We start from the raw sequence: 21,080 nt of genomic DNA, 5'->3' as shown, positions 1-21,080 counted from the left end.
AATAATATTATGGCAATTAGATCATCACCTGCGGAGCTGTATAGCTTAAAAGAAGATGAATTGATGACTTCAGAAGGAGTTTTATATTAATATTTTCTTGATTTAAATAAAAAAAACTAGGTAACTAGTTTTTTTTATTTGTATTCATGCCATCGCTTATAAGTATAATATTTTTATCTAAATCAGTTCTATAGACAATAGAATTTATCTTTTTTAATTTAGTTAAGGTTCCTTTATTTGGATGACCATAAGTGTTGTAAGTTCCACAACTTATTACAGCAATTTTTGGAGAAACTTTATTTAGAAATTCTTGTGAGGTTGATGACTTACTGCCATGATGAGCTACTTTAAGCACCTGAGATTTTAAATCGTAACCATTGTCTAGTAGTTCCTGCTCAGCTAGGGACTCTATATCACCCGTAAATAAATAAGTTGAATTTTTATAAGATACCTTTATTGTACAGGAGTAATTATTAGTATTTTCATAAGTTGTTTTATTGGGTGATAACATAACACAGGTTGTATTAGGGCCTAAATCTAAAGAGATATTAGGGGTAGATACTTTTATTTTAAGATTTTTATTTCTTAGAGAATTGATCATATCAACAAATGACTGCGAGGAAGATATGACTTTAGGGGCATAGAATTCATCTACATCGAAGGTTTTAATTATCTTAGCCATACCGCCTATGTGGTCTTCATGGGGATGAGTTGCAACTACATAGTCAAGTTTTTTAACATTATTTTTTTTTAGATATCTAATTAACTTTTGAGTTGAATCAACGGTGCCACTGTCAATTAGTAAGTTTTTGTTATTTACTTGAACAAGTATACAATCACCTTGTCCTACATCAATAAAATGAGTAACCATATTATTTTCTAAATTTAAGTTAGTTTTTATAGTAGATTTATAACTTATAGTTACACAGACAGATACAAAAACTAAGATGGTGCAAAGTAAAATACAGTTTAACCAGGTTTTCTTTGGCATATGATTAATCTCCTATATAATATTTGAAAGATATATGTAAAATATTATGCATGTATGTAATTGAAGCATATAAATGATTTTATCCAATTATATAAAAAAATATCAATATCCAAGGAGAAATTTGAAATAAGTCTTACAAACTAGTATAATTATAGTTGTAATTAAATCGTGAAATGAAAGGAACAGAGATATGAGAAATATATATTTTTATTTGTGTTTTATTATCAATTTGATCGCTAAAAGCTTTGAGAAAATAAAATTTAATAGCATAAAAAAACATAAAACTAGAGAAGAGGCAGATGGGTATATATTTAAAGTAGCTACGGATTGGTCTAATTTTGTACTGAGGGTTGCAGGATTAAATTTAACAGTCGTAGGAAAAGAAAATATACCAAATGAGCCTTGTGTTTTTGTGGGAAATCACCAAAGTAATTTTGATACACCGGTGATATTATCTAATATGAATAGACTTACTGGTGCAGTTGCTAAAAAAGAAATGCAAAAAATACCAATAATGAGCTATTGGATGAGGCAAATACATTGTGTATTTATGAATAGAGAAAATCCAAGAGAGGCTTTGAAGGCAATTGCAGAAGGTGTTGAAAATTTAAAGAATGGATATTCTATGATTATTTTTCCGGAAGGTACTAGAAGTAGAAGTAACGATATGGGGGAATTTAAAAAAGGTAGTATGAGGCTAGCAATAAAGGCAGGGGTACCTATTGTTCCTATAACATTTTATGATACTTATAAAGCGATGGAAGGTAACAATGGGAAAATTAAAAAGGCAAATGCTAAGCTTATAATAGATAAACCTATATATCTTGAGGGTATGTCAAAGGAAGAAAAAGCAAATATTTCAGAGGTAGTACAAAATATAATCCAAAATAATTTAAATAAGGAACGTGATTAAAAATAGATTTACATGATTACTTGTTATTTATTTAAATATTTCTAAAGAAAGAAGCAGCATAATGCTGCTTCTTTAAATTATGCTATAGATTTATTAGCATAATTGTAGCCTTGAAAATAGATAAGCACACTGCAAGTGATGATTAATCGTGTCTTTTGGTTATTAAATCCTCAATAATAGATATTTTACATTGTAGTAATGCGTTTTCATTTTCTAGTTTTAGTATATCGTTGTCTCCTTCTTTATGTTTACGAGATAGAACATTTAAAGTTTTCTGTAATTTCCTGTTTGTACTTGCTTTTTCTTTGATAATTGGTTTATATATTTTGCTTAGAGTAAAATTCTTATTGATTAATAAGTATATTTCATTATAAAATACAATTATATATAATTTGATTTTTTTACATATGTAATTTAAGCTAGAAATAATAAAATCTATAAATTTATTCATCTATAATCACCTCAATTACATTCTACCTAAAGAATACTACGAAAGGCAAGGTAATAATAATGGATAAAAATAATAAAAATTATTATTTAGAGCGTATTAAAAGTAAAATTGATAGGTTGGACCTTAGAAAAAAGCAATATGAAGTACAACTAGTCCAGCAAAACAAGTGTCTGGAGAAAAATAATTATGATAACCAAAAATTAAAATTTGAAAATAGTATTTTACATGATCAATATAATAGTCTAATAACATTGCTTGAAAAAGAGGGAATAATTTTTGAGGTGAATTTTAGTAAATATACGCCTCATCAATGGGAAAATTTACTTATTATAAAAGCGTCAAAGGGATATGAAATTCAAACTAAAGCAGGAAGTAGCTTAATAATGCTAGATGAAAAATTTTCAAGTATTATACAAGATATAAAGAAAAGAGATTCCTATAGTTTAATTGTGATAAGAGTTACAGATAAAACATCTTTGGTTCAGTTAAGATTTAATTAAATCTTAATATAAAAGAAGCTGAATTTGAAACTTCAGCTTCTTTTATATTGTATAGAAATATTTATTTGAAAATTATTTAACCTCAGTTCTATCGCTGTCGCTAGCTCTGTCTCTTCCTAAGAAAGATAAAGAGTATAGACCGCATAAACCTACTAGAGCGAAAATAATTCTCGTAAATGCTGTTCCAGTACCAAATAGGCTTGATACTAGGTCAAATTTGAAAAATCCAATTAGTCCCCAATTTATAGCGCCTATAATAACTAATACTAATGCAGTACCATCTAATGCTTTCATTGTAAACATCTCCTCTTTCATAAGTCTTAGTATTATTGTTTACAATTTTAAAAAAATTATTACTAAATTAAAAAAAAAAATTATTTCACCATGTATTTCACAGTGGATTACCTTCCCTGATCCTATAAAGCAGATAATCATAATATCGCCTCCAATTTAATAAGGTTTTAAAAAACACCCCAAGTAACTGAGAGCCTGATATTCCTGTATAACTGTCTCATTAATAAAGATATGAGCATAGAAAACACTTTATCGCATTATATAATAATTGTTTAACATAAACTTTTTTTAATACAAATATAAATAGATAAATTAATGCATAAGCTATTGATATATATTAAAATATGTTTGATAATGTATAGTATACATTTATTTATAGAAAGATAGTTAAACACTATCTATAGAAAAGGGAGGGATAAAATATGAATATCTTAATACAAATACTTAGCGTTGTGGCATTTGCAATTATTGTCATTGTAATATATAATGTTTTAAAAAATTATGTACTAGATAAGATAAATATTAACAAGTGGATAGTGCTTTTATTAGCTATGGCAATATATGTGGTTCCTGTGCTCATATGGCCTAATATTATAAATCATGCAGTTTACTATATAATGACTGGAATATCTGCTATTATGATTTTATGGTTTACGGATTTATCAGGTTTTTTAAAAAATACAAGTATTTTTAAAAAAAATTCAACAAGCATAAGTTCTGGAAAGACTGATGCTAAAAAAGATAATAAGGACGATATAGTAATTAGGCCGAAGGCTAAACCTAATAGGAATAAAAATAACAAAAAGTAACAAAAAGTAATAAAAAGTAATAAAAAGGAGTACAAATTTCCCATAGGGAAATTGTACTCCTTTTGAATGTTTTTAAATGTTCAGAAGTTTTTATTATTCTTTTAAATATATGGATCAATCCTAGTAGTTGTAGGTTTATTCTCTGAAAAAGAAAAATGGGCATTGGGATCACTTATTTCTAGAACAATTATAATTGCTACAAATTTTAAAACGGCAATAAATAAAAAAATCACTATTTATTTTTAAATTATAAATAGTGATTTCATATTTTTTTTATAGAACGTAACCTGATTGTATTAAAGCATAAATTAATTGTTTCAGAACACAACTTAAGTGTCTTATAACATAAGTTAATTGTATTTGTACTATTGTGAAATTTTGATTTGACGCGGTTAACTACATCCAGTAGTAGTTCCACATTCAAGGCAAACTTTACAAGTACCGTTTCTAACAAGCCTAGTACTTGAACAATGAGAGCAGGTTTCAGAGTATAATCTTTCTCCTTGGATAGTGCCTGTGCTTATGTTAGTAGGGGAGAGAACATTCTCAGCTTCTGCTAGGCCAGTTGAAATTTCAGTCTCATCAGGCATTAGTGGATTTTTAGGTATATTAGTGTTGCCGTAATTTTCAGGTTTAATTTGACATCTACTATAATCTCCTAGTTCTATATCAATAATCTTACTAATTAAATCAGATATAGAAGAAACAGATTTAATATAAGGATGCTTTTGTACAAAGCCGTAAGGTTCAAATTTTTGTCCGCGAAGCATTTTAGAAATAGCTTCCGCAGGTACATGATGCTGAAGCATTACTGAAATTGCCTTCGAAAGAGAATTCAACAATCCAGTAATAATAGTACCTTCCCTATCTGTAGTTATATATATTTCAGAAATTTCTCCATTTGAACGCCTGTTTACCGTAGTATAGACTTTTACATCATCAATTTGAGCAGGATGAGTGGTTCCATAACGTATCCCAATTGGCTTTTCTCTTGTAGATTGATTTGAAGTTTCTTGTAATGACTTTGCTTTCTTTAAAAGATCATCATATGATAAATCCTCAAGTAACAGTTCTTTATCAACAGATAAAGTAGTGTTTAAAGGTTGACTTGCCTTTGAACCATCTCTATATAAGGAGATTCCTTTCACGCCTAGCCTCCAAGAAGTTAATATTACTTCTTTAAAGTCTCCTATAGTAGCATTTTTAGGTAAATTTACAGTCTTTGATATAGAACCTGATATCAAAGGCGTTATTGCTGCCATCATGAGAACATGTCCCATAAATGAAATATATCTTTTTCCACTACCACATTTGTTTGCTGTATCGAATATAGGCAAATGTTCTACCTTTAAATGGGGAGCACCCTCGATTTTCCCATCAATAATTTTTTCATATTCAAAGCCGTTTTCATCAACCTTTTCTTTTCTTAGAATATAATCAAGAATATCATTTGTTTCAATTTCGGAATATCCAAGATTATCCAATGAATCTTTAATTACAGGGTTTACGATGGTCATAAATCCACCACCAGATAATTTTTTATAAATAAAATGGCTAAAATATGGCTCTACTGAGGTTGCACCACAATCCATTGCAAAAGAAATAGTACCAGTAGGAGCTAAAACTGTAACTTGAGCATTTCTAAAACCATATTTTTCACCACTGCTTAGTACTTTTGACCAACAGTTTTTTAAGGTTTCACTTATATTCCCTAGGGAATCATTACTTAAAATATCATGGTTAACTTTTATAGGATCATAATTTAAATGTTCGTATTTACTATTTAGAGCTCCAGCAGCTCTTGCATGATTTCTTATAACTATTTGCATATATTTTTTGTTGATTTCATATTTTTCAAAAGGGGCTAGTTCTTTTGCAAGTAGTGATGAAACATAATAAGCCTGTGCAGTCATTATTCCACTAAGAGATGCAGCTATATTTCTAGCATCTTCTGAGTCATAGGCATAGCCCATTACCATAAATAAAGAAGCTAAATTTGAAAGCCCAAGGCCTGTGGTTCTAAATAAATAACTTTTCCTTGCTATATCTTCAGTTGGAAACTGGCCCCAATGAATGGAGGATTCAAGGACTAATTGAGTAAGTCCTATTAGATGGACATATCCATCTACATCAAATTTCTTAGTCAAAGCATCATAAAATTTATAAATATTAATAGAAGCTAAATTACAAGATGTATCATCTAAAAAAGCATATTCTCCACAAGGATTAGTCGAATTAATTCTATTATGTTTAGCATTAACTACTCCATCTTCTCCACCAGGGCAAGTATGCCATGCATTAAAGGTGTCATCAAACTGGGGAGCCGGGTCAGCGCATTGCCAAGCAGCGTTGTTAAAGGTATCCCATAGCTTCTTAACACTTATTTCTTCATCAACTGAGGAATCACATCTTCCTTTAAGAGTAATAGTCTGATTAGGACTTTTTGATAAGGTATCAACTTTCATCATAAATTCATCTGAGAATCTTATGGAGTTGTTTCCGTTTTGGCCAGACACAGTCTCATAAGCCTCTCCTTCAAAGCTACCATCATAACCCATTTTAGTAAGAGCACGTACTTTATCTTCTTCTTTAGCTTTCCAAGTCATAAACTCCATTATTTCAGGATGATTGATATCAAGGCATAACATCTTAGCAGCACGTCTTGTAGTTCCACCAGATTTTATAGCTCCAGCATTTCTGTCAAGTCCTCTTAAAAAGCTCATAAGACCTGATGAAACACCACCACTAGATAATCTTTCACCTATACCTCTTATGGAGGAGAAGTTAGTTCCGGTGCCAGAGCCACCTTTAAATAATTTAGTCTCTGTTACATACTGCTCAGAGATTGAATGATTGCCAAGTAGTTTATCTTGGATTGAGAGAATGAAACAAGCTGAAGCTTGAGTCCTTGTATAAGCATCTTCGCTTTTAACTAGCATCTTTTCTTTTTCATCATAATAAAAATTATTTAAGGATTCGCCTTTTATACCATAGGATAGGTTAAGGCCTGTATTAAACCATTGAGGAGAATTTGGTGCAAACATTTGATTTAAAAATGCATATATTAATTCATCATAAATAATGCTTTTTTCCTCTTGAGATTTAATAATGGTCTCATCAGTCAAGGATTCACACCAAAAATTAACAAGCCTATGAGCTACCATTTTCATACTATCTTCATAACCTTGTTTATTATTAACACCAGATTTCCTGAAATATTTTGAAGCAATAATATCGCAAGAATTTTGTGAGTAATGCTCTGGAAATTCTAAATCCTTCATATCTAGAAGTACTTTATTAGTTTTATGGTCTTTTAAAAAAACATTTACCTTTTTCCATTTAAATAAATCAAAAACAGTAATAGTTTTATCTTTTTCTAATTCCGTTGTGTAAAATCTTTTGATTAAATTTTTTATCTCCGCCATAATTAATACTAGCTTAAAAAGCTAGTATATTCACCTCCTATTAGTTGCATAATAATTAAGATTAAATCTAAATTATGTAAAACATACTTCTGTATGGTCTATATTACTACACTAAAAAATTTTCTTGATTATCTAGTTTAATATTATGTGTTAAAATAGTGTAATACCATATGTAGTAATTTGAGAAAAGTTTATTACTACAGATGGTATTATATAATAAAATCAAATGAAAATCAACATTAAATATTAACCAACAATATGACGAATAAACGGCAAATTTATATAAAAAAGGGGTATAATAAATATATATATATTATTTATTATTTTGGAAGAGGTGATGATGAAATTATGATACATCAATTTAATGGAAAAATACCTAATGTACATAAACATTCTTATATTGCTAGCAGTGCAGACGTTATAGGAAATGTATCTATAGGAGAGTACAGTAACATTTGGTTTGGAGCTGTATTAAGAGGTGATTTGAATTCTTTGTCTATAGGTGCATATACAAATATTCAAGACAATTGTACAGTACATAATGATGATGAATTTTCAGTTAATATTGGAGATTATGTAACTATAGGACATAATGCTATAATACATGGTTGTAAAGTTTCAAGTTATACTCTAATTGGAATGGGAAGCACTATACTAAATGGAGCTGAAATAGGGGAGTATACTATAATCGGCGCTGGTAGCTTAGTCACTCAAGGCAAGAAAATACCCACCGGGGTTCTTTGTATGGGAGTGCCGGCAAAGGTCATTCGTGAACTAACTACAGAAGAAAAAGAAGGATTAAAAAAATCAGCTCAGCATTATGTAGAGCTTTCAATGAAATATAGTACAAAACAAATAAATGAATAATCATACCTTAATTTAGATTGTTATGGAGTGCAAAAAATGATAAGATTAAATGGAATAGGAAAGATAACGGATGAGCAGAAATATAAATATATGTTCATAGAAAATATTCAGTACAATATGTTGATAAATTTAACAAATATATAGATTGGTCAAAAGTTTAAAAAAGGTAGGAGATAGTAAATGATAAACATAGGAGAATTTAATAATTTAAAAGTAGTACGACGAGCAGAATTTGGGTACTATTTGGGCGCTGAGACAGAAAACACTAGTGATGACATATTATTGCCAATGAAAAGCACTTTAGGTAGAGCACTTAATATTGATGATGAAGTTGAAGCCTTCGTATATAGAGACTCAAGTGATAGGTTAATTTCAACTTTGAAAAAACCTCTTGCAAAGGTTGGTGATTTAGCTTACCTTAAGGTAATTGACATGACTACAATAGGGAGTTTTGTACAAATCGGGTTAGAAAGAGACGTATTAGTTCCTTTTAAGGAAGAAAATTACAAATTAGAAACAGGTAAAAAATATCTTTTCTATATATATTTAGATAAGACTGGAAGAATAGCGGCCACTACTTTTATTGATAAATATTTATATGATACAGATTCATATGATATTGATGATGAAGTGGAAGGAACAGTATACGGAATTCAGACTAATGGTACCGTAATGATAGCTATTGATGATATTTATAGAGCGGTTATTCTAAGAAATGAGAATTATACGAGTATAATTCCAGGAGATAGACTAAGTGTACGAGTGAAAAAATATTATGAAGATGGCAAAATGGACGTAACAGCAAGAAAGCCAAGACTAGAAGAAAGAGATGTAGTTGAGGAACAAATATTAGAATATTTAAAGAGTTACGATGGCTTTATGCCATATAATGATAAAAGTTCTCCAGATGATATAAAGAAAACATTTAAAACCAGCAAAAACGCCTTTAAAAGGGCATTGGGTGGCCTTATGAAAAGTAACCTAATTGTTCAAGATGAAGAAGGTACTAAATTGAAATAATTAGATTTTTATAAAATAGTAAAAGGCTGATGAATTAATTCATCAGCCTTTTACTATTTAATGTGACTTATACATTAGATGAGCTACGTTTAAATATTTTTGTGATTTCATTAAAGAGTAATGGCATTAAGGCTAGAATAGTAACGATACCCCAATCTGCTAAACTTAAAGCATGAACACTAAAAGCATTTGCTAGAGGTGGAATAGTTATTATCAAATCTTGTAGCAGTATACCAAGAACTATAGCCCCAATTAAATATTTGTTTGAAAATAAACCTATTTGGAATATGGATTTTTTTTCATTTCTCATATTTAAAGAATGAACAAGCTGAGAAACACTAAGTACTACAAAGGCCATAGTTTGCGCATGCCTTAAAGCATCTTGTGAAATGTTTTTAGGGAATAGTGGGAATAAATTAGTTGTTCCACTATAATATTTTGCACCTACTATGAATGCTGTTAAAGTTACTACACCGATTAACAATCCGTTAAGAAGTAAACTTAATGTTGCACCTTTAAATAAACTATCATTTTGGTTACGTGGTTTATATTTCATTACGTCAGGGTCACCAGGATCTACACCTAAAGCTAAAGCTGGAAGCGTATCTGTAATTAAGTTAACCCACAATATATGGATAGGTCTAAGTGGCGATGCCCAACCTAAAAGTATTGCAAGAAATAACGCTATAATTTCTCCAGCATTGCAGGAAATAAGAAATACTACAGTTTTCTTGATATTCGTGAATATGTTTCTTCCTTCCTTTATAGCAGAAACAATTGTTGAAAAGTTATCGTCTATTAATATCATATCAGCAGCACCTTTAGATACATCAGTACCAGTTATACCCATGGCTACACCTATATCTGCCATTTTCAAAGATGGTGCGTCATTTACTCCATCACCGGTCATTGATACAATGTTTCCTTTGGATTTAAGAGCCTTTATAATTTTTACTTTATGTTCTGGGGACACTCTTGCGAATACCCTTATATTATCAATTTTACTACTTAGTTCAACATCCGAAAGTTTATCAAGCTCAGAGCCAGACATAACTGCTAGAGAATCTTTAGTAATATTAAGGTCTTTGGCTATAGCAAAAGCTGTGTTTTGATGGTCCCCGGTTATCATTACAGTTTTTATTCCGGAATTCGTACACTCAGAAATAGAATCCTTAACTTCCAGTCTAGGTGGATCTATCATACCTACCATGCCAATAAGTATTAAATTACTTTCTAAAGAATCAATATCCACATGAGAAGTTGGAAGAATTTTATAAGCTGCACCTAGAACTCTTAAAGCATCATCAGACATTTTATTAGACACATCTAATATCTCTTTTTTTATGACTGGAGTAATTTCTATTATATTGCCTTTAATACAGGCTTTAGTACATAGTTTTAACAGATTATCAATAGCCCCTTTTGTCATTACGTAATATTCATTTTCATATTTATTTACAGTAGTCATTAATTTTCTATCTGATTCAAAAGGAATCTCATCAATTCTTTTATGGTTTTTTTCTAAGTCGTCTTTAAATATATTGTAGTTTACCCCAGCTACTAGTAAAGCAATTTCAGTGGGGTCACCAGTTTTTGAACTTTCAGAGTACGTAGCATCATTACATAAAATAAGATTTTCAAGTAAGAGCTTATGCTCATTGTCATTAATGTTTAAAGTGTCTATATTGCCTAAGAGACCATCTGCATAGAATTTTGTTACAGTCATTTTATTTTGAGTTAATGTTCCTGTCTTGTCTGAACATATAATGTTTACTGAACCTAAAGTTTCAACTGCGGGTAATTTACGTACAATGGCATTCTTTTTTATCATTTTTTGAACACCCATAGCAAGTACTATAGTGACTATAGCAGGAAGACCCTCAGGTATCGCAGCAACAGCTAAACTGATCGACGTAAGTAACATTTCAAAAATATCTCTTTTTTGAAGAACGCCTACTATAAACATAAGAGCACATATGAGTAGGGCGCCTATTCCTAGGTACTTGCCAAGTTCAGCCAGTTTTTTTTGTAAGGGGGTCTGGTCGTCTACTTTTTCATCTAACATTTTAGCAATTTTACCTATTTGAGTATTCATTCCAGTAGATACAGCGATGCCTATACCTCTACCATAAGTTGCGAGTGTAGACATGAAGAGCATATTCTTTTGATCACCTAGTGGGATATTATCGCCAGTTAAGACTAGGGAAGCATCTTTATCTACTGGCACAGACTCTCCTGTAAGTGTAGATTCTTCAATTTTTAAATTAGCAGTTTCAATAAGGCGTAAATCGCAAGGAACATATCTTCCTGCGTCAATAATTATAATATCGCCAGGCACAACTTCCTGCGATGGAATTTCTTTCAACTGTCCATCGCGTCTAACTACAGCCTTGGGCGTAGATAATTTTTTTAATGCATCAAGAGCTTTTTCAGCTTTTGACTCTTGAATAATTCCTACTGTAGCATTAATAACAATTACAATAGCAATTATAATTGCATCACTTGTTTCACCAAGGAGGGCAGAAATTACGGCAGCTGCAATTAAAATGTAAATTAAAATATCATTTAATTGAGAAAAAAACATAGATATTAGAGTTTTAGGCTTTTTAGTTTCTAACTGATTTAGTCCGAATTTTTCTCTTTTTAGTTCTGTTTCTTTTTGGGAAAGTCCTGTTATTGGATTGGAATCTAATTCTTTTAGTACTTCATCTATAGGTTTGTTAAAAAACATGAATACCACCTCGACTATAGTGTATGTTGTTACAGTTTAATTTATTAAAAATAAAATACAATACCTAATATCCCTGAAATTATTATTACTAAAATTGGATGGAGTTTATTAGTTAATAATATTCCTAAAATTATAATTCCAATTATTATACTTTTAATATCTTTATATGATTCCCTTCCCATGGATAAGAATACAGAGATTATAAGGCCAATTAGTGCAGGCCTCATACCGGATAGTGCAGCCTTCATTATATAGGATTCCTTAAATTTTAAAATATAGTGATTAGCTATGGAAACTAAGATAAAAGAAAATGAAACTACACCTAGGGTTGCAGAAATAGCACCGAGTACTCCAGAAACTTTATAACCTACAAAAGTAGCTGAATTTATTGCTATAGGTCCCGGAGTCATTTGTGATATACCAATAATATCAACAAACTCTTTAAAGGTAATCCAATTATTAGTGGATACAATTTCTCTTTTGATAAGTGGAAGCATAGCATAGCCTCCACCAAAGCTAAAGGCACCTATTTTAAAGAAGGATAGGTAAATTTTAATTAAAATAGACATTTACTTCACCTTCTTTCCAAGAAATATAATCCCGTACAAACCAGATAAAAGTATAACTATAACAGGATGCACATTAAAAAATAATATACTTACCAGAGAAATTAAAATTATAATAAGATTTACATAGCTTTTCTTTAAAGATTTGGATAAGCTTACTACAGCTATGAGTATAAGAACTGGTACTGCAGCAGAGATGCCTTTGAAAACTAAATCAACATAATAATAACTTCTAAATTGCATAAAGAAAACGGCAATGCATAATATTATGAAAAATGAAGGTAAAATCACACCTAGAAGCCCAATGATAGCGCCAAGTAGGCCGCTAATTCTATAACCAATAAATATACTACTATTAACTGCTAAAGCTCCAGGAAAGGTTTGGGAAATAACAATTATATCCATGAAATCTTCTTTTGAAAGCCAATGTTTTTTACTTACAACTTCAGTCTCAATGAGTGGTATCATTGCATAACCTCCGCCAAAGGTAAAAGCTCCTATTTTAAAGAAAGTCCAAAACATATTCAGTAATCTTTTCGTTTTTCTCACCTCAAATAGTTTGAATTTTTGGTTATATCAACAGAAATGTCCTTAAAAGTATAAACATATACTTATAATCTATAATATTTACCATATAAGTATACTATTATAAAAAAAAATTGGCAAATATATAATCAAATAGAATTAAATCCTCATAAGTGACAAGAATTAATTTTCTTTTGTGTATATTTTTTTGTGGAAAGTTCGATATAATATATATAAGAATAAAAGAAAGACATGAAAACTTTTATAATATTAATATTGACAAATTAGGGGGTGAAAAAAAAATATGGAAATATCAAGAGCTAGAAGAAAGTCAACTGTCACATCTGATAAAAAAACTGTATCTAGTAAAAAAGATTTTTCACAAAATTTTAGTTTTGCTAGGCAGCAAAACTCAGAGCAGCAGCTAAGAGATATGATGGATGTCATAAAAAAGAAAGGAAATAGATTAAGTATTACAAAATGTTTTTCAGATGTAAAAGCGTATAAAAATTTAATTAGAGAATACTTGGATTCTGTTTTGCAACACATGTATGAGGTTAAAAAGGATATTAGCTTTTGGCAAACGCAATATTTCATAACGGTAGATACTGTAGACGTTAAACTAGAAGAACTTACGCAAATGTTGTTGAATCAAGAAAAAGAAAATTTGGATATTGCAAACACTATTGATGAAATTTCAGGATTAATTGTAGATATATATAAATAAAAAAATACACATATGGTGTAAAGTTTGTTCTATAAACTTCACAAAATACATGTACTTTTTTTGAAAAGTCTAAAGGAAAGAATTAAAACTAGCATCTGACGGCATTCTAAGATCTCCTCTTGGGGATACACTTATAGTTCCTACTTTTGGACCGTCTGGTAGAGCGGAACGCTTAAATTGTTGAGTAAAGAATCTTTTTATAAATTTATCTAGCCATTTGCGTATATCTTTTTCGCAGTAATCAGATTTGAAGGCTTCTTTAGCTAAAAATAATATTTTACTTGGCGAAGTACCTTGCTTCATAAAATAATAAAGGAAAAAGTCATGTAGTTCATATGGTCCTACTATGTCTTCAGTTTTTTGAGTTATTTGACCAAACTTATCTTTGGGTAGAAGTTCAGGACTTATAGGAGTGTTAAGGATATCTAAAAGAATGTCTGTTACTTCCTTTGAAGCTTCTTTATCTGCTACATATTTAACTAAATATCTCACCAAAGTCTTAGGGAGTGAGCAGTTTACGGAATACATAGACATATGATCACCATTATATGTGCACCAGCCTAAGGCGAGTTCTGATAAATCTCCAGTACCTATTAATAGTCCACCTTCCTTATTAGCAATATCCATAAGAATTTGAGTTCTTTCTCTTGCTTGAACATTTTCATAAGTTATATCATGTTTTTCCACTGGATGATCTATGTCTTTAAAATGCTTCAGACATGCATCTACTATGTTAATTTCTCTAAGTTCTGTTCCTAAATTCTTACATAGGTTTATTGCATTCATATAGGTCCTATCTGTAGTTCCAAAACCAGGCATAGTTATAGCAACAATATTTTTTCTTGGTATTTTTAGCATGTCGAAGGTTTTAACTATAACGAGTAGTGCTAAAGTTGAATCAAGCCCACCAGAAATCCCAACAATAGCTTTGTTAAGGCCAGTATATGAGAATCTTTTAGCAAGGGCTGAGGATTGGATATTAAATATTTCCTTGCAACGTATTTCACGTTGATATAAATTAGAAGGAACAAAAGGATGCTTATCAATATTTCTATCAAAAACGCCATAATCTGCACTTCCAAATTCAAAAGCAATTTCGCATGCTTCAAAAGGACATATAGAAATACTATTTCTAAAACTGGTATTTTTTAATCTTTCACTGTTTAATTTATCTATATCAATAATTGAAGTAACAATTTCATTTTCTCTTTGAAATCTATTATTTTCTTTTAATATTAAACCATTTTCGCTTATTAAAAGATGGCCACTGAAAAGTAAATCTGTAGAGGATTCAAAAACACCAGAGGATGCATATAAATAAGAACACATACATCTTGCGCTCTGAGATGAAACTAATGATTTTCTATAATCAGCTTTGCTAACTAATTCATTAGATGCAGATAGATTAGCAATTATATTTGCGCCTTGAAGGGCTAAATAGCTACTTGGAGGAATGGTTACCCAAAGATCTTCACAAACCTCAAAACCAAATTTAATATTGCCACTGGTAAATAATAAATTTGTCCCAAAAGGGATGCCTTTTGCAAAAGAAAGATTTACAGTTTTGTTTATGAGGCCAAGACCTTCAGTAAACCATCTTTTTTCATAAAATTCAGAGTAATTTGGAATATAGCTTTTTGGTACTATTCCTAAAAGTTTACCGTTAAATATTACATAAGCACAATTATATAGAGAATTATTATAATATAAAGGAGACCCTACAGCAATTAGCATATCTTTATTTTTAGAAAACTCACATAGAGATTTAATTGCCTTTTCAGATTTTTCAATTAGCTGATGTTGTAAAAATAAATCCGCACATGTATAAGCTGTTATACAAAGTTCTGGGAAAACTATGAATTTTGATTTCTCATCATAAGCCTGATTAATGCAGTTTTGTATGTTGATTAAGTTAAATTCTATATCTGCCACATTTACAATTGGACAAGCAACAGAAACCTTTATAAAAGAAGTTTCCAAACTAATTCACGACCTTTCTTTAGTTTTTCAAATATAGTATATGCAAAAAAAACTTTATATAACAAATATTTACTAGAATTATAGCATTATTTTAGGTAGATTAGTAGGGACAGTTAATATTGCAGCAGTTATAATATAATATATGTTAAAATAAGTCTTTATTAAGTTTTAAATATACACTATAATGTAGTAACAACAATATAAAAAGTTTTTGGTATAATATTATTGTGTGAACGGTATTTATAATATAAATTAGCAATTTTATAAGTGAGAAGAGAGTATAATAGTAATTGATATTTGAAAGGGGGGCACAACATGGACTGGACGCCGATGATATTTTGGATAGTTGTAGCATTAGCAGCATTAGTTATTGACATTACAACTAGTAGTTTTATGTTTGTATGGTTTTCTGTAGGTGCAATGGCGGCAATAATTGCTATTGGGATAGGCGCATCAGTAGTTGTTCAAGCGGTTGTTTTTGTAGCAGTTAGTGTAGTGGTTATGGCTGTGGGTTATCCTATAGTTAAGGAAACTATAAAAAAAACTGTGAAAAAAACGTTAACTATGGAGGAAGGGTATATTGGAAAAGAATTTACAATAACAAAAGATATTGATGAAAAAGCAAATATTAAGTTCGAAGGGATTTATTGGACTGTAAAAAATGTTGGGAAACCATTGAAAAAAGGTGATTTGGTTCGAATTACTGGTATTGAAGGAAATAAACTAGTAATATCTAAAGTATAAGTTGTATTAAAATTTAAGGAGGAATTTATAATGGGATCATTTATAGGTTTGGGTATATTGTTAATAATAGTTATTATGGTTGTATCATCTATTAAAATTGTTAATACTGGATCCGTGTATTTAATAGAAAGATTTGGTCAGTTTCAAAGGATACTAGAGCCAGGTTGGCATTTTACAATTGTATTCGTAGATTTTGTTAGAAGAAAAATTTCTACTAAGCAACAAATATTAGACATACAGCCACAGAATGTTATAACTAAGGATAATGTTAATATATCGATTGATAATGTTATATTTTATAAGGTTATTAACTCAAGGGACGCAGTGTATAATATTGAAGATTATAAATCAGGTATTGTGTATTCAACTATTACTAATATGAGAAATATAGTGGGAGACATGACTTTAGATGAAGTATTATCAGGAAGAGATAGAATAAATTCTAAACTTCTTGAAATAATCGATGAAATCACTGATGCTTATGGAATAAAAATATTATCTGTAGAAATTAAAAATATAGTTCCACCAGCTGAAATCCAAAATGCTATGGAAAAACAAATGAGAGCAGAGAGAGATAAGAGAGCATTTATTCTTACAGCAGAAGGTGAAAAACAAAGTTCAATTGAAAAAGCAGAAGGACATAAACAAGCTCAAATACTAAATGCTGAGGCTGAAAAACAAGCGAATATTAGACGTGCAGAAGGACTTAAAGAATCTCAACTTCTTGAAGCAGAAGGTAAAGCTCGTGCTATAGAGACTATTGCAATTGCAGAATCAGATGCAATAAGGAAAATAAATACAGCTATTATAGAGTCAGGTACAAATGAAACAGTAATAGCATTAAAACAGATAGAGGCTCTTAAAGAAATGGCAAAGAATCCAGCTAATAAACTTATACTTCCAAATGAAACATTGTCGAGTTTAGGCAGTATAGCAGCTATAGCTGATATGTTAAAAATGAATAAGAACTGTGAAAATATAACATTAGAAAAAAAATAAAAATAAGAAGAAAGTCTGATAAATATAATCAGGCTTTCTTTTTATTTTTTGAATGAGATTTATTGTTTTTTTTCTGAACTGAGTAACCAAATTTACCAAGAGGTTTAGAATTAACACTAAAATACTCACCATGAGAATATGTAATAAGATCTGCTTTTTCAAAATGAATTTTCCCAAAAGCATCTATTAAATTATTATCTACATGAGTATTCACAATTTCAGCTAAAAATAAATCATGGGTACCTAAAGATGTAATGCTTTTAACTTTGCACTCTAAAGCTATTGAGCATTCAGAAATTAGAGGCGCTATGACATCCTTGCCGTTTTCAATAGTGAAGTTCATTTCGTGAATTTTATCTATTTGCTTACCAGAGCGTACCCCGCAATAATCAACTTCGCGAACCATTCTAGAATTAGGTAGATTTACTACAAAGTCACCACTTTCTTTTATATATTCATAAGAAAGCCTGTCGGGTCTTATGGCTACAGTAATCATTGGTGGTTTTGTACAAGCCATTCCTATCCAACCTACTGTAAAAACATTTGTTTTTCCCTCTTTATTTTTTGAGGTAATTAATACTACGGGAACAGGATTTAACATTGCACTGCCTTTAAATATAGTTTTTGTCATATATTTTCACTCCTATATCTTTATATTGTATAACATTACCCATTATACAATACCTTAAAAGATTTATACAGATGAGAGTAAATTCATTTAAAGAAGTATTTAAAAAAGTTTACTAATAATAATTTTTTGATAATATGGTATAATAAGTGTATATAAATATAGGTATGGTGATAATTATGACGATGACAGGAAAAATAATATATGGTTTTGGAAAATTAGTTGGAAATACCGCGGGATATAGTATTAAACTAACGGGTAATGTTATATCATCTATAGCTGAAATTTCAGGTAATGAAAAATTAGCCGTAAACACTAAGAAGTATGCTACGATAGCTTCTAAAGGGGTTGATAAAACTGTGAAAATAACAGCAGCAGTAACCGCTGTTGTTATAGATAAAACTATTGATGTAGCTTTAAATACTGCGCAATATATTGCTGAAAATGCTGTGGAAACAAAGGTGAGAATTTATGGGCAATCAGAGAAATTCTATGATGAAGATAAATATATAGAGGTTGACTATAAGGTTCTGGAGAAATAAATGGCAATGTGTTAAAAAAGATACTTTAATGCAATAATAATTAATTAATTATTTAAATAATATTACTTTGCAAATATATATTTTAGTGATATAATTTGTATGAGAGTAAATGTGAAATATGAAATATTGCTAAAAAATGAGAGCCACACTAACAAATCTGTTGAATAATGGGTTAATTAGTGTGGCTTTTTGTGTTTAACGATATTTCAAAATATAAATAGGGGATGAAGCTATGATAGTAGAAAATTTTAAGTTTAAGGATAAGGGTGATTTAGAGTTATTTGTATACAAATGGCTACCTGATGTAAACGTACAAGTTAAGGGGGTAGTTCAGATAGCTCATGGAATGGCAGAAACAGCAGCTAGGTACGAAAATTTTGCAAGTGCGCTAACAAATGATGGGTTTATTGTCTATGCTAATGACCATAGAGGGCATGGAAAAACTGCAGGGGAAGTCCAAAAACTAGGAGAATTAGGTGAGGATGGATTTAATTCGATGGTTGAAAATATGCATGAACTAAATGAGAGAATTAAAGAAGAAAATTTAAATTTACCTATATTTTTATTTGGGCATAGTATGGGATCTTTTTTAACACAAAGATATATTTGTTTATATGGAAGTGGATTAAAGGGTGCAATTATTTCAGGATCTTGCGGCAAGCAGGGAATTATTATAGACATAGCAAGACTAATAGCAAAAGGGGAGATTAAGAAAATTGGAAGAAGTGGAAAAAGTAATAAATTAGATAAATTATCTTTTGGAAGTTATAACAATTATTTTAAGCCGAATAGAACAGATTTTGATTGGTTAAGTAGGGATAACAAACAAGTAGATAAATATATAGACGATCCATTCTGTGGGACGGTTTTTACAGCGGGATTTTTCTATGATTTTTTAGGTGGACTCAAGAGTATAGCATGTGATATGGAAATTGAAAATGTTCCTAAAGACTTACCCATTTATATTTTCTCGGGAGATAAAGATCCCGTGGGAAAGAATGGGAAGGGTGTTCTAAAACTGGTTAAGACTTATAAAGAACATGGAATCAAGGATTTAAATTATAAACTTTATAAGAATGGAAGACATGAGATGCTTAATGAAACCAACAAGGAAGAAGTAATTGTGGATGTAATTAGATGGCTTAAGGCACATGAAAATAAATAAAAAAATAAAAGACATAGGAGACATAAGTGAAACCTCCTATATCTTTTATTTTTAGAAAATAGATAGCAAAAACTTAAATTTACTTAATAACTCCTGTAGAGTATAGTAATATTAGGCTTATAGAAATAGGAGCAATGAATTTTATTAAGAAACTATATAGTTTCTTAAATTTAAATGAATATAATTATACTGCGGGAAGGCACTCAGGAGGGATTATTATATACCTATCTTAACGCTAAATTCCACCAAATATTAGCTCTCTGTGGATGAAAATTTGGTATTTTTCTCTCAGTCTTCGTTTTACGAAATATTTTGATTTTTCGAACTTACAAATGACAATATATTAATTAAGATTTAATTAATATGGCACTAAGAATATAAAGGGAGTTGCCTACGTCATGATAAGTTTGCTTTAGCTCGACTTTGTAGCCTAGTTCAATTGCTGAATTATATAAATGACTAAGCCCTATGCCCATATCTATACGGTTAGTGTCTTTAAGCATTTTTTTAGTTAAAATATTTCTGTTTTCTAGATATAAGTCAAATTTATTATTGTTAATTGATAATTTCCAAGGTTGAGAGTTAATTGCAGAGGGAGCATCAATAAGTGATTGTATTATAGTTTCATATTGATGTTCATAAGCACCAGTAACTAGTTTGCTTTTATCAAATCGCTTTCTATTTACCACTGGTTTTAATTGAGAAGCTGGGTACCCAAAAGCAACTAAAATTATATAGCTTTGTTTATCTTTTACTTTGAATATTGTTTTAAATAATTCCTGTTTAATTGCACTGCCTAACCAACAAGTTCCAATTCCAAGCTCTGTTAGCTTAAGAACTATTTCCTCACCAATGAAGCCTATATTCTCTAAATGACCTTCCTTAATTTCGGAAGTAAAGGCTAAATAATGCGGAGCTTTAACTTTTATATATTTAGAAATAAGACCCTTAAATGTATCCGTAATTTTTTCACCATCTTCAATTAGTAATACTTCCATAGGTATATTCTCAAACAAAGGTTTAGCATCATCTATAATAGTTTTAATTTTTTGCAAATGTTCCACGGACATTTTTTTATCTTTATAATTTCTTATGGATTTTCTTGAATTTATAGCTTGTATCATAATGAATTCCTCCATTTTATCTAAATTTACGACTGTTATTTAATATTACAGCATCTAAGATGATGAACGGCTGCACAGG

Annotated in this window: 20 protein-coding genes; 10 read left to right on the top strand and 10 right to left on the bottom strand. The window is 30.1% G+C overall.

Features of this window, described 5'->3' with window-relative positions:
• Positions 1-124: 124 nt before the first annotated feature.
• Complete coding sequence (locus ACWJJ7_RS08000; protein ID WP_462964710.1) at positions 125-991, bottom strand: ComEC/Rec2 family competence protein; 867 nt, start codon at positions 989-991, stop codon at positions 125-127.
• 190 nt (positions 992-1,181) lie between these two features.
• Between ACWJJ7_RS08000 and ACWJJ7_RS07995 the strand changes: the two genes are divergently transcribed.
• The gene (locus ACWJJ7_RS07995) at positions 1,182-1,904 is read left to right on the top strand and encodes a lysophospholipid acyltransferase family protein (RefSeq protein ID WP_462964709.1); all 723 of its coding nucleotides are present in this window, start codon (positions 1,182-1,184) and stop codon (positions 1,902-1,904) included.
• 142 nt (positions 1,905-2,046) lie between these two features.
• Here the strand turns inward: ACWJJ7_RS07995 and ACWJJ7_RS07990 are convergent, their stop codons facing one another.
• Complete coding sequence (locus ACWJJ7_RS07990; protein ID WP_462964708.1) at positions 2,047-2,355, bottom strand: hypothetical protein; 309 nt, start codon at positions 2,353-2,355, stop codon at positions 2,047-2,049.
• Positions 2,356-2,414: 59 nt separating this feature from the next.
• Here ACWJJ7_RS07990 and ACWJJ7_RS07985 point away from each other — a divergent pair, with 59 nt between their 5' ends.
• Positions 2,415-2,855 carry a hypothetical protein gene (locus tag ACWJJ7_RS07985; protein ID WP_462964707.1) on the top strand — a complete coding sequence of 147 codons (441 nt, stop codon included), beginning with the start codon at positions 2,415-2,417 and terminating at the stop codon, positions 2,853-2,855.
• 72 nt (positions 2,856-2,927) lie between these two features.
• On the opposite strand, the gene ACWJJ7_RS07980 is transcribed toward ACWJJ7_RS07985, so the two are convergent.
• On the bottom strand, positions 2,928-3,149 hold the full coding sequence (locus ACWJJ7_RS07980; RefSeq protein ID WP_165411517.1) for a DUF378 domain-containing protein: 222 nt from the start codon (positions 3,147-3,149) through the stop codon (positions 2,928-2,930).
• Between the two features lie 422 nt (positions 3,150-3,571).
• On the opposite strand from ACWJJ7_RS07980, the gene ACWJJ7_RS07975 reads away from it, so the two are divergent.
• Positions 3,572-3,958, top strand: a complete 387-nt coding sequence (locus ACWJJ7_RS07975; RefSeq protein ID WP_462964706.1) for a hypothetical protein — start codon at positions 3,572-3,574, stop codon at positions 3,956-3,958.
• A 392-nt stretch (positions 3,959-4,350) separates the two neighbouring features.
• Here ACWJJ7_RS07975 and ACWJJ7_RS07970 read toward each other — a convergent pair whose 3' ends face one another.
• Positions 4,351-7,383, bottom strand: coding sequence for a vitamin B12-dependent ribonucleotide reductase (locus ACWJJ7_RS07970; RefSeq protein ID WP_462964705.1), 3,033 nt, complete (start codon positions 7,381-7,383; stop codon positions 4,351-4,353).
• 348 nt (positions 7,384-7,731) lie between these two features.
• On the opposite strand from ACWJJ7_RS07970, the gene ACWJJ7_RS07965 reads away from it, so the two are divergent.
• Positions 7,732-8,250: a gamma carbonic anhydrase family protein gene (locus tag ACWJJ7_RS07965; protein WP_462964963.1), complete on the top strand. Its 519-nt coding sequence runs from the start codon at positions 7,732-7,734 to the stop codon at positions 8,248-8,250.
• Between the two features lie 180 nt (positions 8,251-8,430).
• Complete coding sequence (locus ACWJJ7_RS07960; RefSeq protein ID WP_462964704.1) at positions 8,431-9,270, top strand: CvfB family protein; 840 nt, start codon at positions 8,431-8,433, stop codon at positions 9,268-9,270.
• Positions 9,271-9,337: 67 nt separating this feature from the next.
• Here ACWJJ7_RS07960 and ACWJJ7_RS07955 read toward each other — a convergent pair whose 3' ends face one another.
• Genes ACWJJ7_RS07955 through ACWJJ7_RS07945 form a run of 3 tightly spaced genes read right to left on the bottom strand, consistent with a single transcriptional unit; the run spans position 9,338 to position 13,089 of the window.
• The gene (locus ACWJJ7_RS07955; RefSeq protein ID WP_462964703.1) at positions 9,338-12,001 is read right to left on the bottom strand and encodes a cation-translocating P-type ATPase; all 2,664 of its coding nucleotides are present in this window, start codon (positions 11,999-12,001) and stop codon (positions 9,338-9,340) included.
• A gap of 44 nt (positions 12,002-12,045) precedes the next feature.
• Entirely contained in the window at positions 12,046-12,570 is a 525-nt protein-coding gene (locus ACWJJ7_RS07950; RefSeq protein WP_462964702.1) for a chromate transporter, read from the bottom strand.
• Positions 12,571-13,089 carry a chromate transporter gene (locus ACWJJ7_RS07945; RefSeq protein ID WP_462964962.1) on the bottom strand — a complete coding sequence of 173 codons (519 nt, stop codon included), beginning with the start codon at positions 13,087-13,089 and terminating at the stop codon, positions 12,571-12,573.
• Positions 13,090-13,396: 307 nt separating this feature from the next.
• Between ACWJJ7_RS07945 and ACWJJ7_RS07940 the strand changes: the two genes are divergently transcribed.
• Entirely contained in the window at positions 13,397-13,819 is a 423-nt protein-coding gene (locus ACWJJ7_RS07940; protein ID WP_462964701.1) for a YaaR family protein, read from the top strand.
• Positions 13,820-13,888: 69 nt separating this feature from the next.
• Here ACWJJ7_RS07940 and ACWJJ7_RS07935 read toward each other — a convergent pair whose 3' ends face one another.
• Positions 13,889-15,799 (bottom strand): NAD(+) synthase, encoded by a 1,911-nt coding sequence (locus ACWJJ7_RS07935; protein ID WP_462964700.1) that lies wholly within the window; start codon positions 15,797-15,799, stop codon positions 13,889-13,891.
• A gap of 315 nt (positions 15,800-16,114) precedes the next feature.
• Here ACWJJ7_RS07935 and ACWJJ7_RS07930 point away from each other — a divergent pair, with 315 nt between their 5' ends.
• Positions 16,115-16,543 carry an NfeD family protein gene (locus ACWJJ7_RS07930; RefSeq protein ID WP_462964699.1) on the top strand — a complete coding sequence of 143 codons (429 nt, stop codon included), beginning with the start codon at positions 16,115-16,117 and terminating at the stop codon, positions 16,541-16,543.
• A 30-nt stretch (positions 16,544-16,573) separates the two neighbouring features.
• Entirely contained in the window at positions 16,574-17,542 is a 969-nt protein-coding gene (locus ACWJJ7_RS07925; RefSeq protein WP_462964698.1) for an SPFH domain-containing protein, read from the top strand.
• A 28-nt stretch (positions 17,543-17,570) separates the two neighbouring features.
• Here the strand turns inward: ACWJJ7_RS07925 and ACWJJ7_RS07920 are convergent, their stop codons facing one another.
• Positions 17,571-18,173, bottom strand: a complete 603-nt coding sequence (locus ACWJJ7_RS07920) for a flavin reductase family protein (RefSeq protein ID WP_462964697.1) — start codon at positions 18,171-18,173, stop codon at positions 17,571-17,573.
• 176 nt (positions 18,174-18,349) lie between these two features.
• On the opposite strand from ACWJJ7_RS07920, the gene ACWJJ7_RS07915 reads away from it, so the two are divergent.
• Entirely contained in the window at positions 18,350-18,712 is a 363-nt protein-coding gene (locus ACWJJ7_RS07915; protein ID WP_462964696.1) for a hypothetical protein, read from the top strand.
• Between the two features lie 232 nt (positions 18,713-18,944).
• Positions 18,945-19,877, top strand: a complete 933-nt coding sequence (locus ACWJJ7_RS07910; protein WP_462964695.1) for an alpha/beta hydrolase — start codon at positions 18,945-18,947, stop codon at positions 19,875-19,877.
• 347 nt (positions 19,878-20,224) lie between these two features.
• Here ACWJJ7_RS07910 and ACWJJ7_RS07905 read toward each other — a convergent pair whose 3' ends face one another.
• The gene (locus ACWJJ7_RS07905) at positions 20,225-21,001 is read right to left on the bottom strand and encodes a nitroreductase family protein (RefSeq protein WP_462964694.1); all 777 of its coding nucleotides are present in this window, start codon (positions 20,999-21,001) and stop codon (positions 20,225-20,227) included.
• Positions 21,002-21,080 lie beyond the last annotated feature (79 nt).

It is taken from the genome of Clostridium sp. CM042, assembly GCF_055080995.1.
Note: the sequence above shows the minus strand (reverse complement) of the source record. Positions and strands in the feature narration are given on the sequence as shown.

Excerpts from the sequence above, each read along its gene's own strand:
- ACWJJ7_RS07930 (WP_462964699.1), top strand. The coding sequence starts at position 16,115 with ATGGACTGGACGCCGATGATATTTTGGATAGTTGTAGCATTAGCAGCA.
- ACWJJ7_RS07970 (WP_462964705.1), bottom strand. The coding sequence starts at position 7,383 with ATGGCGGAGATAAAAAATTTAATCAAAAGATTTTACACAACGGAATTA.
- ACWJJ7_RS07920 (WP_462964697.1), bottom strand. The coding sequence starts at position 18,173 with ATGACAAAAACTATATTTAAAGGCAGTGCAATGTTAAATCCTGTTCCC.
- ACWJJ7_RS07985 (WP_462964707.1), top strand. The coding sequence starts at position 2,415 with ATGGATAAAAATAATAAAAATTATTATTTAGAGCGTATTAAAAGTAAA.
- ACWJJ7_RS07945 (WP_462964962.1), bottom strand. The coding sequence starts at position 13,089 with ATGTTTTGGACTTTCTTTAAAATAGGAGCTTTTACCTTTGGCGGAGGT.
- ACWJJ7_RS07975 (WP_462964706.1), top strand. The coding sequence starts at position 3,572 with ATGAATATCTTAATACAAATACTTAGCGTTGTGGCATTTGCAATTATT.
- ACWJJ7_RS07995 (WP_462964709.1), top strand. The coding sequence starts at position 1,182 with ATGAGAAATATATATTTTTATTTGTGTTTTATTATCAATTTGATCGCT.
- ACWJJ7_RS07905 (WP_462964694.1), bottom strand. The coding sequence starts at position 21,001 with ATGATACAAGCTATAAATTCAAGAAAATCCATAAGAAATTATAAAGAT.
- ACWJJ7_RS07915 (WP_462964696.1), top strand. The coding sequence starts at position 18,350 with ATGACGATGACAGGAAAAATAATATATGGTTTTGGAAAATTAGTTGGA.
- ACWJJ7_RS07980 (WP_165411517.1), bottom strand. The coding sequence starts at position 3,149 with ATGAAAGCATTAGATGGTACTGCATTAGTATTAGTTATTATAGGCGCT.
- ACWJJ7_RS07925 (WP_462964698.1), top strand. The coding sequence starts at position 16,574 with ATGGGATCATTTATAGGTTTGGGTATATTGTTAATAATAGTTATTATG.
- ACWJJ7_RS07990 (WP_462964708.1), bottom strand. The coding sequence starts at position 2,355 with ATGAATAAATTTATAGATTTTATTATTTCTAGCTTAAATTACATATGT.
- ACWJJ7_RS07940 (WP_462964701.1), top strand. The coding sequence starts at position 13,397 with ATGGAAATATCAAGAGCTAGAAGAAAGTCAACTGTCACATCTGATAAA.
- ACWJJ7_RS07955 (WP_462964703.1), bottom strand. The coding sequence starts at position 12,001 with ATGTTTTTTAACAAACCTATAGATGAAGTACTAAAAGAATTAGATTCC.
- ACWJJ7_RS07965 (WP_462964963.1), top strand. The coding sequence starts at position 7,732 with ATGATACATCAATTTAATGGAAAAATACCTAATGTACATAAACATTCT.
- ACWJJ7_RS07960 (WP_462964704.1), top strand. The coding sequence starts at position 8,431 with ATGATAAACATAGGAGAATTTAATAATTTAAAAGTAGTACGACGAGCA.
- ACWJJ7_RS07950 (WP_462964702.1), bottom strand. The coding sequence starts at position 12,570 with ATGTCTATTTTAATTAAAATTTACCTATCCTTCTTTAAAATAGGTGCC.
- ACWJJ7_RS08000 (WP_462964710.1), bottom strand. The coding sequence starts at position 991 with ATGCCAAAGAAAACCTGGTTAAACTGTATTTTACTTTGCACCATCTTA.
- ACWJJ7_RS07910 (WP_462964695.1), top strand. The coding sequence starts at position 18,945 with ATGATAGTAGAAAATTTTAAGTTTAAGGATAAGGGTGATTTAGAGTTA.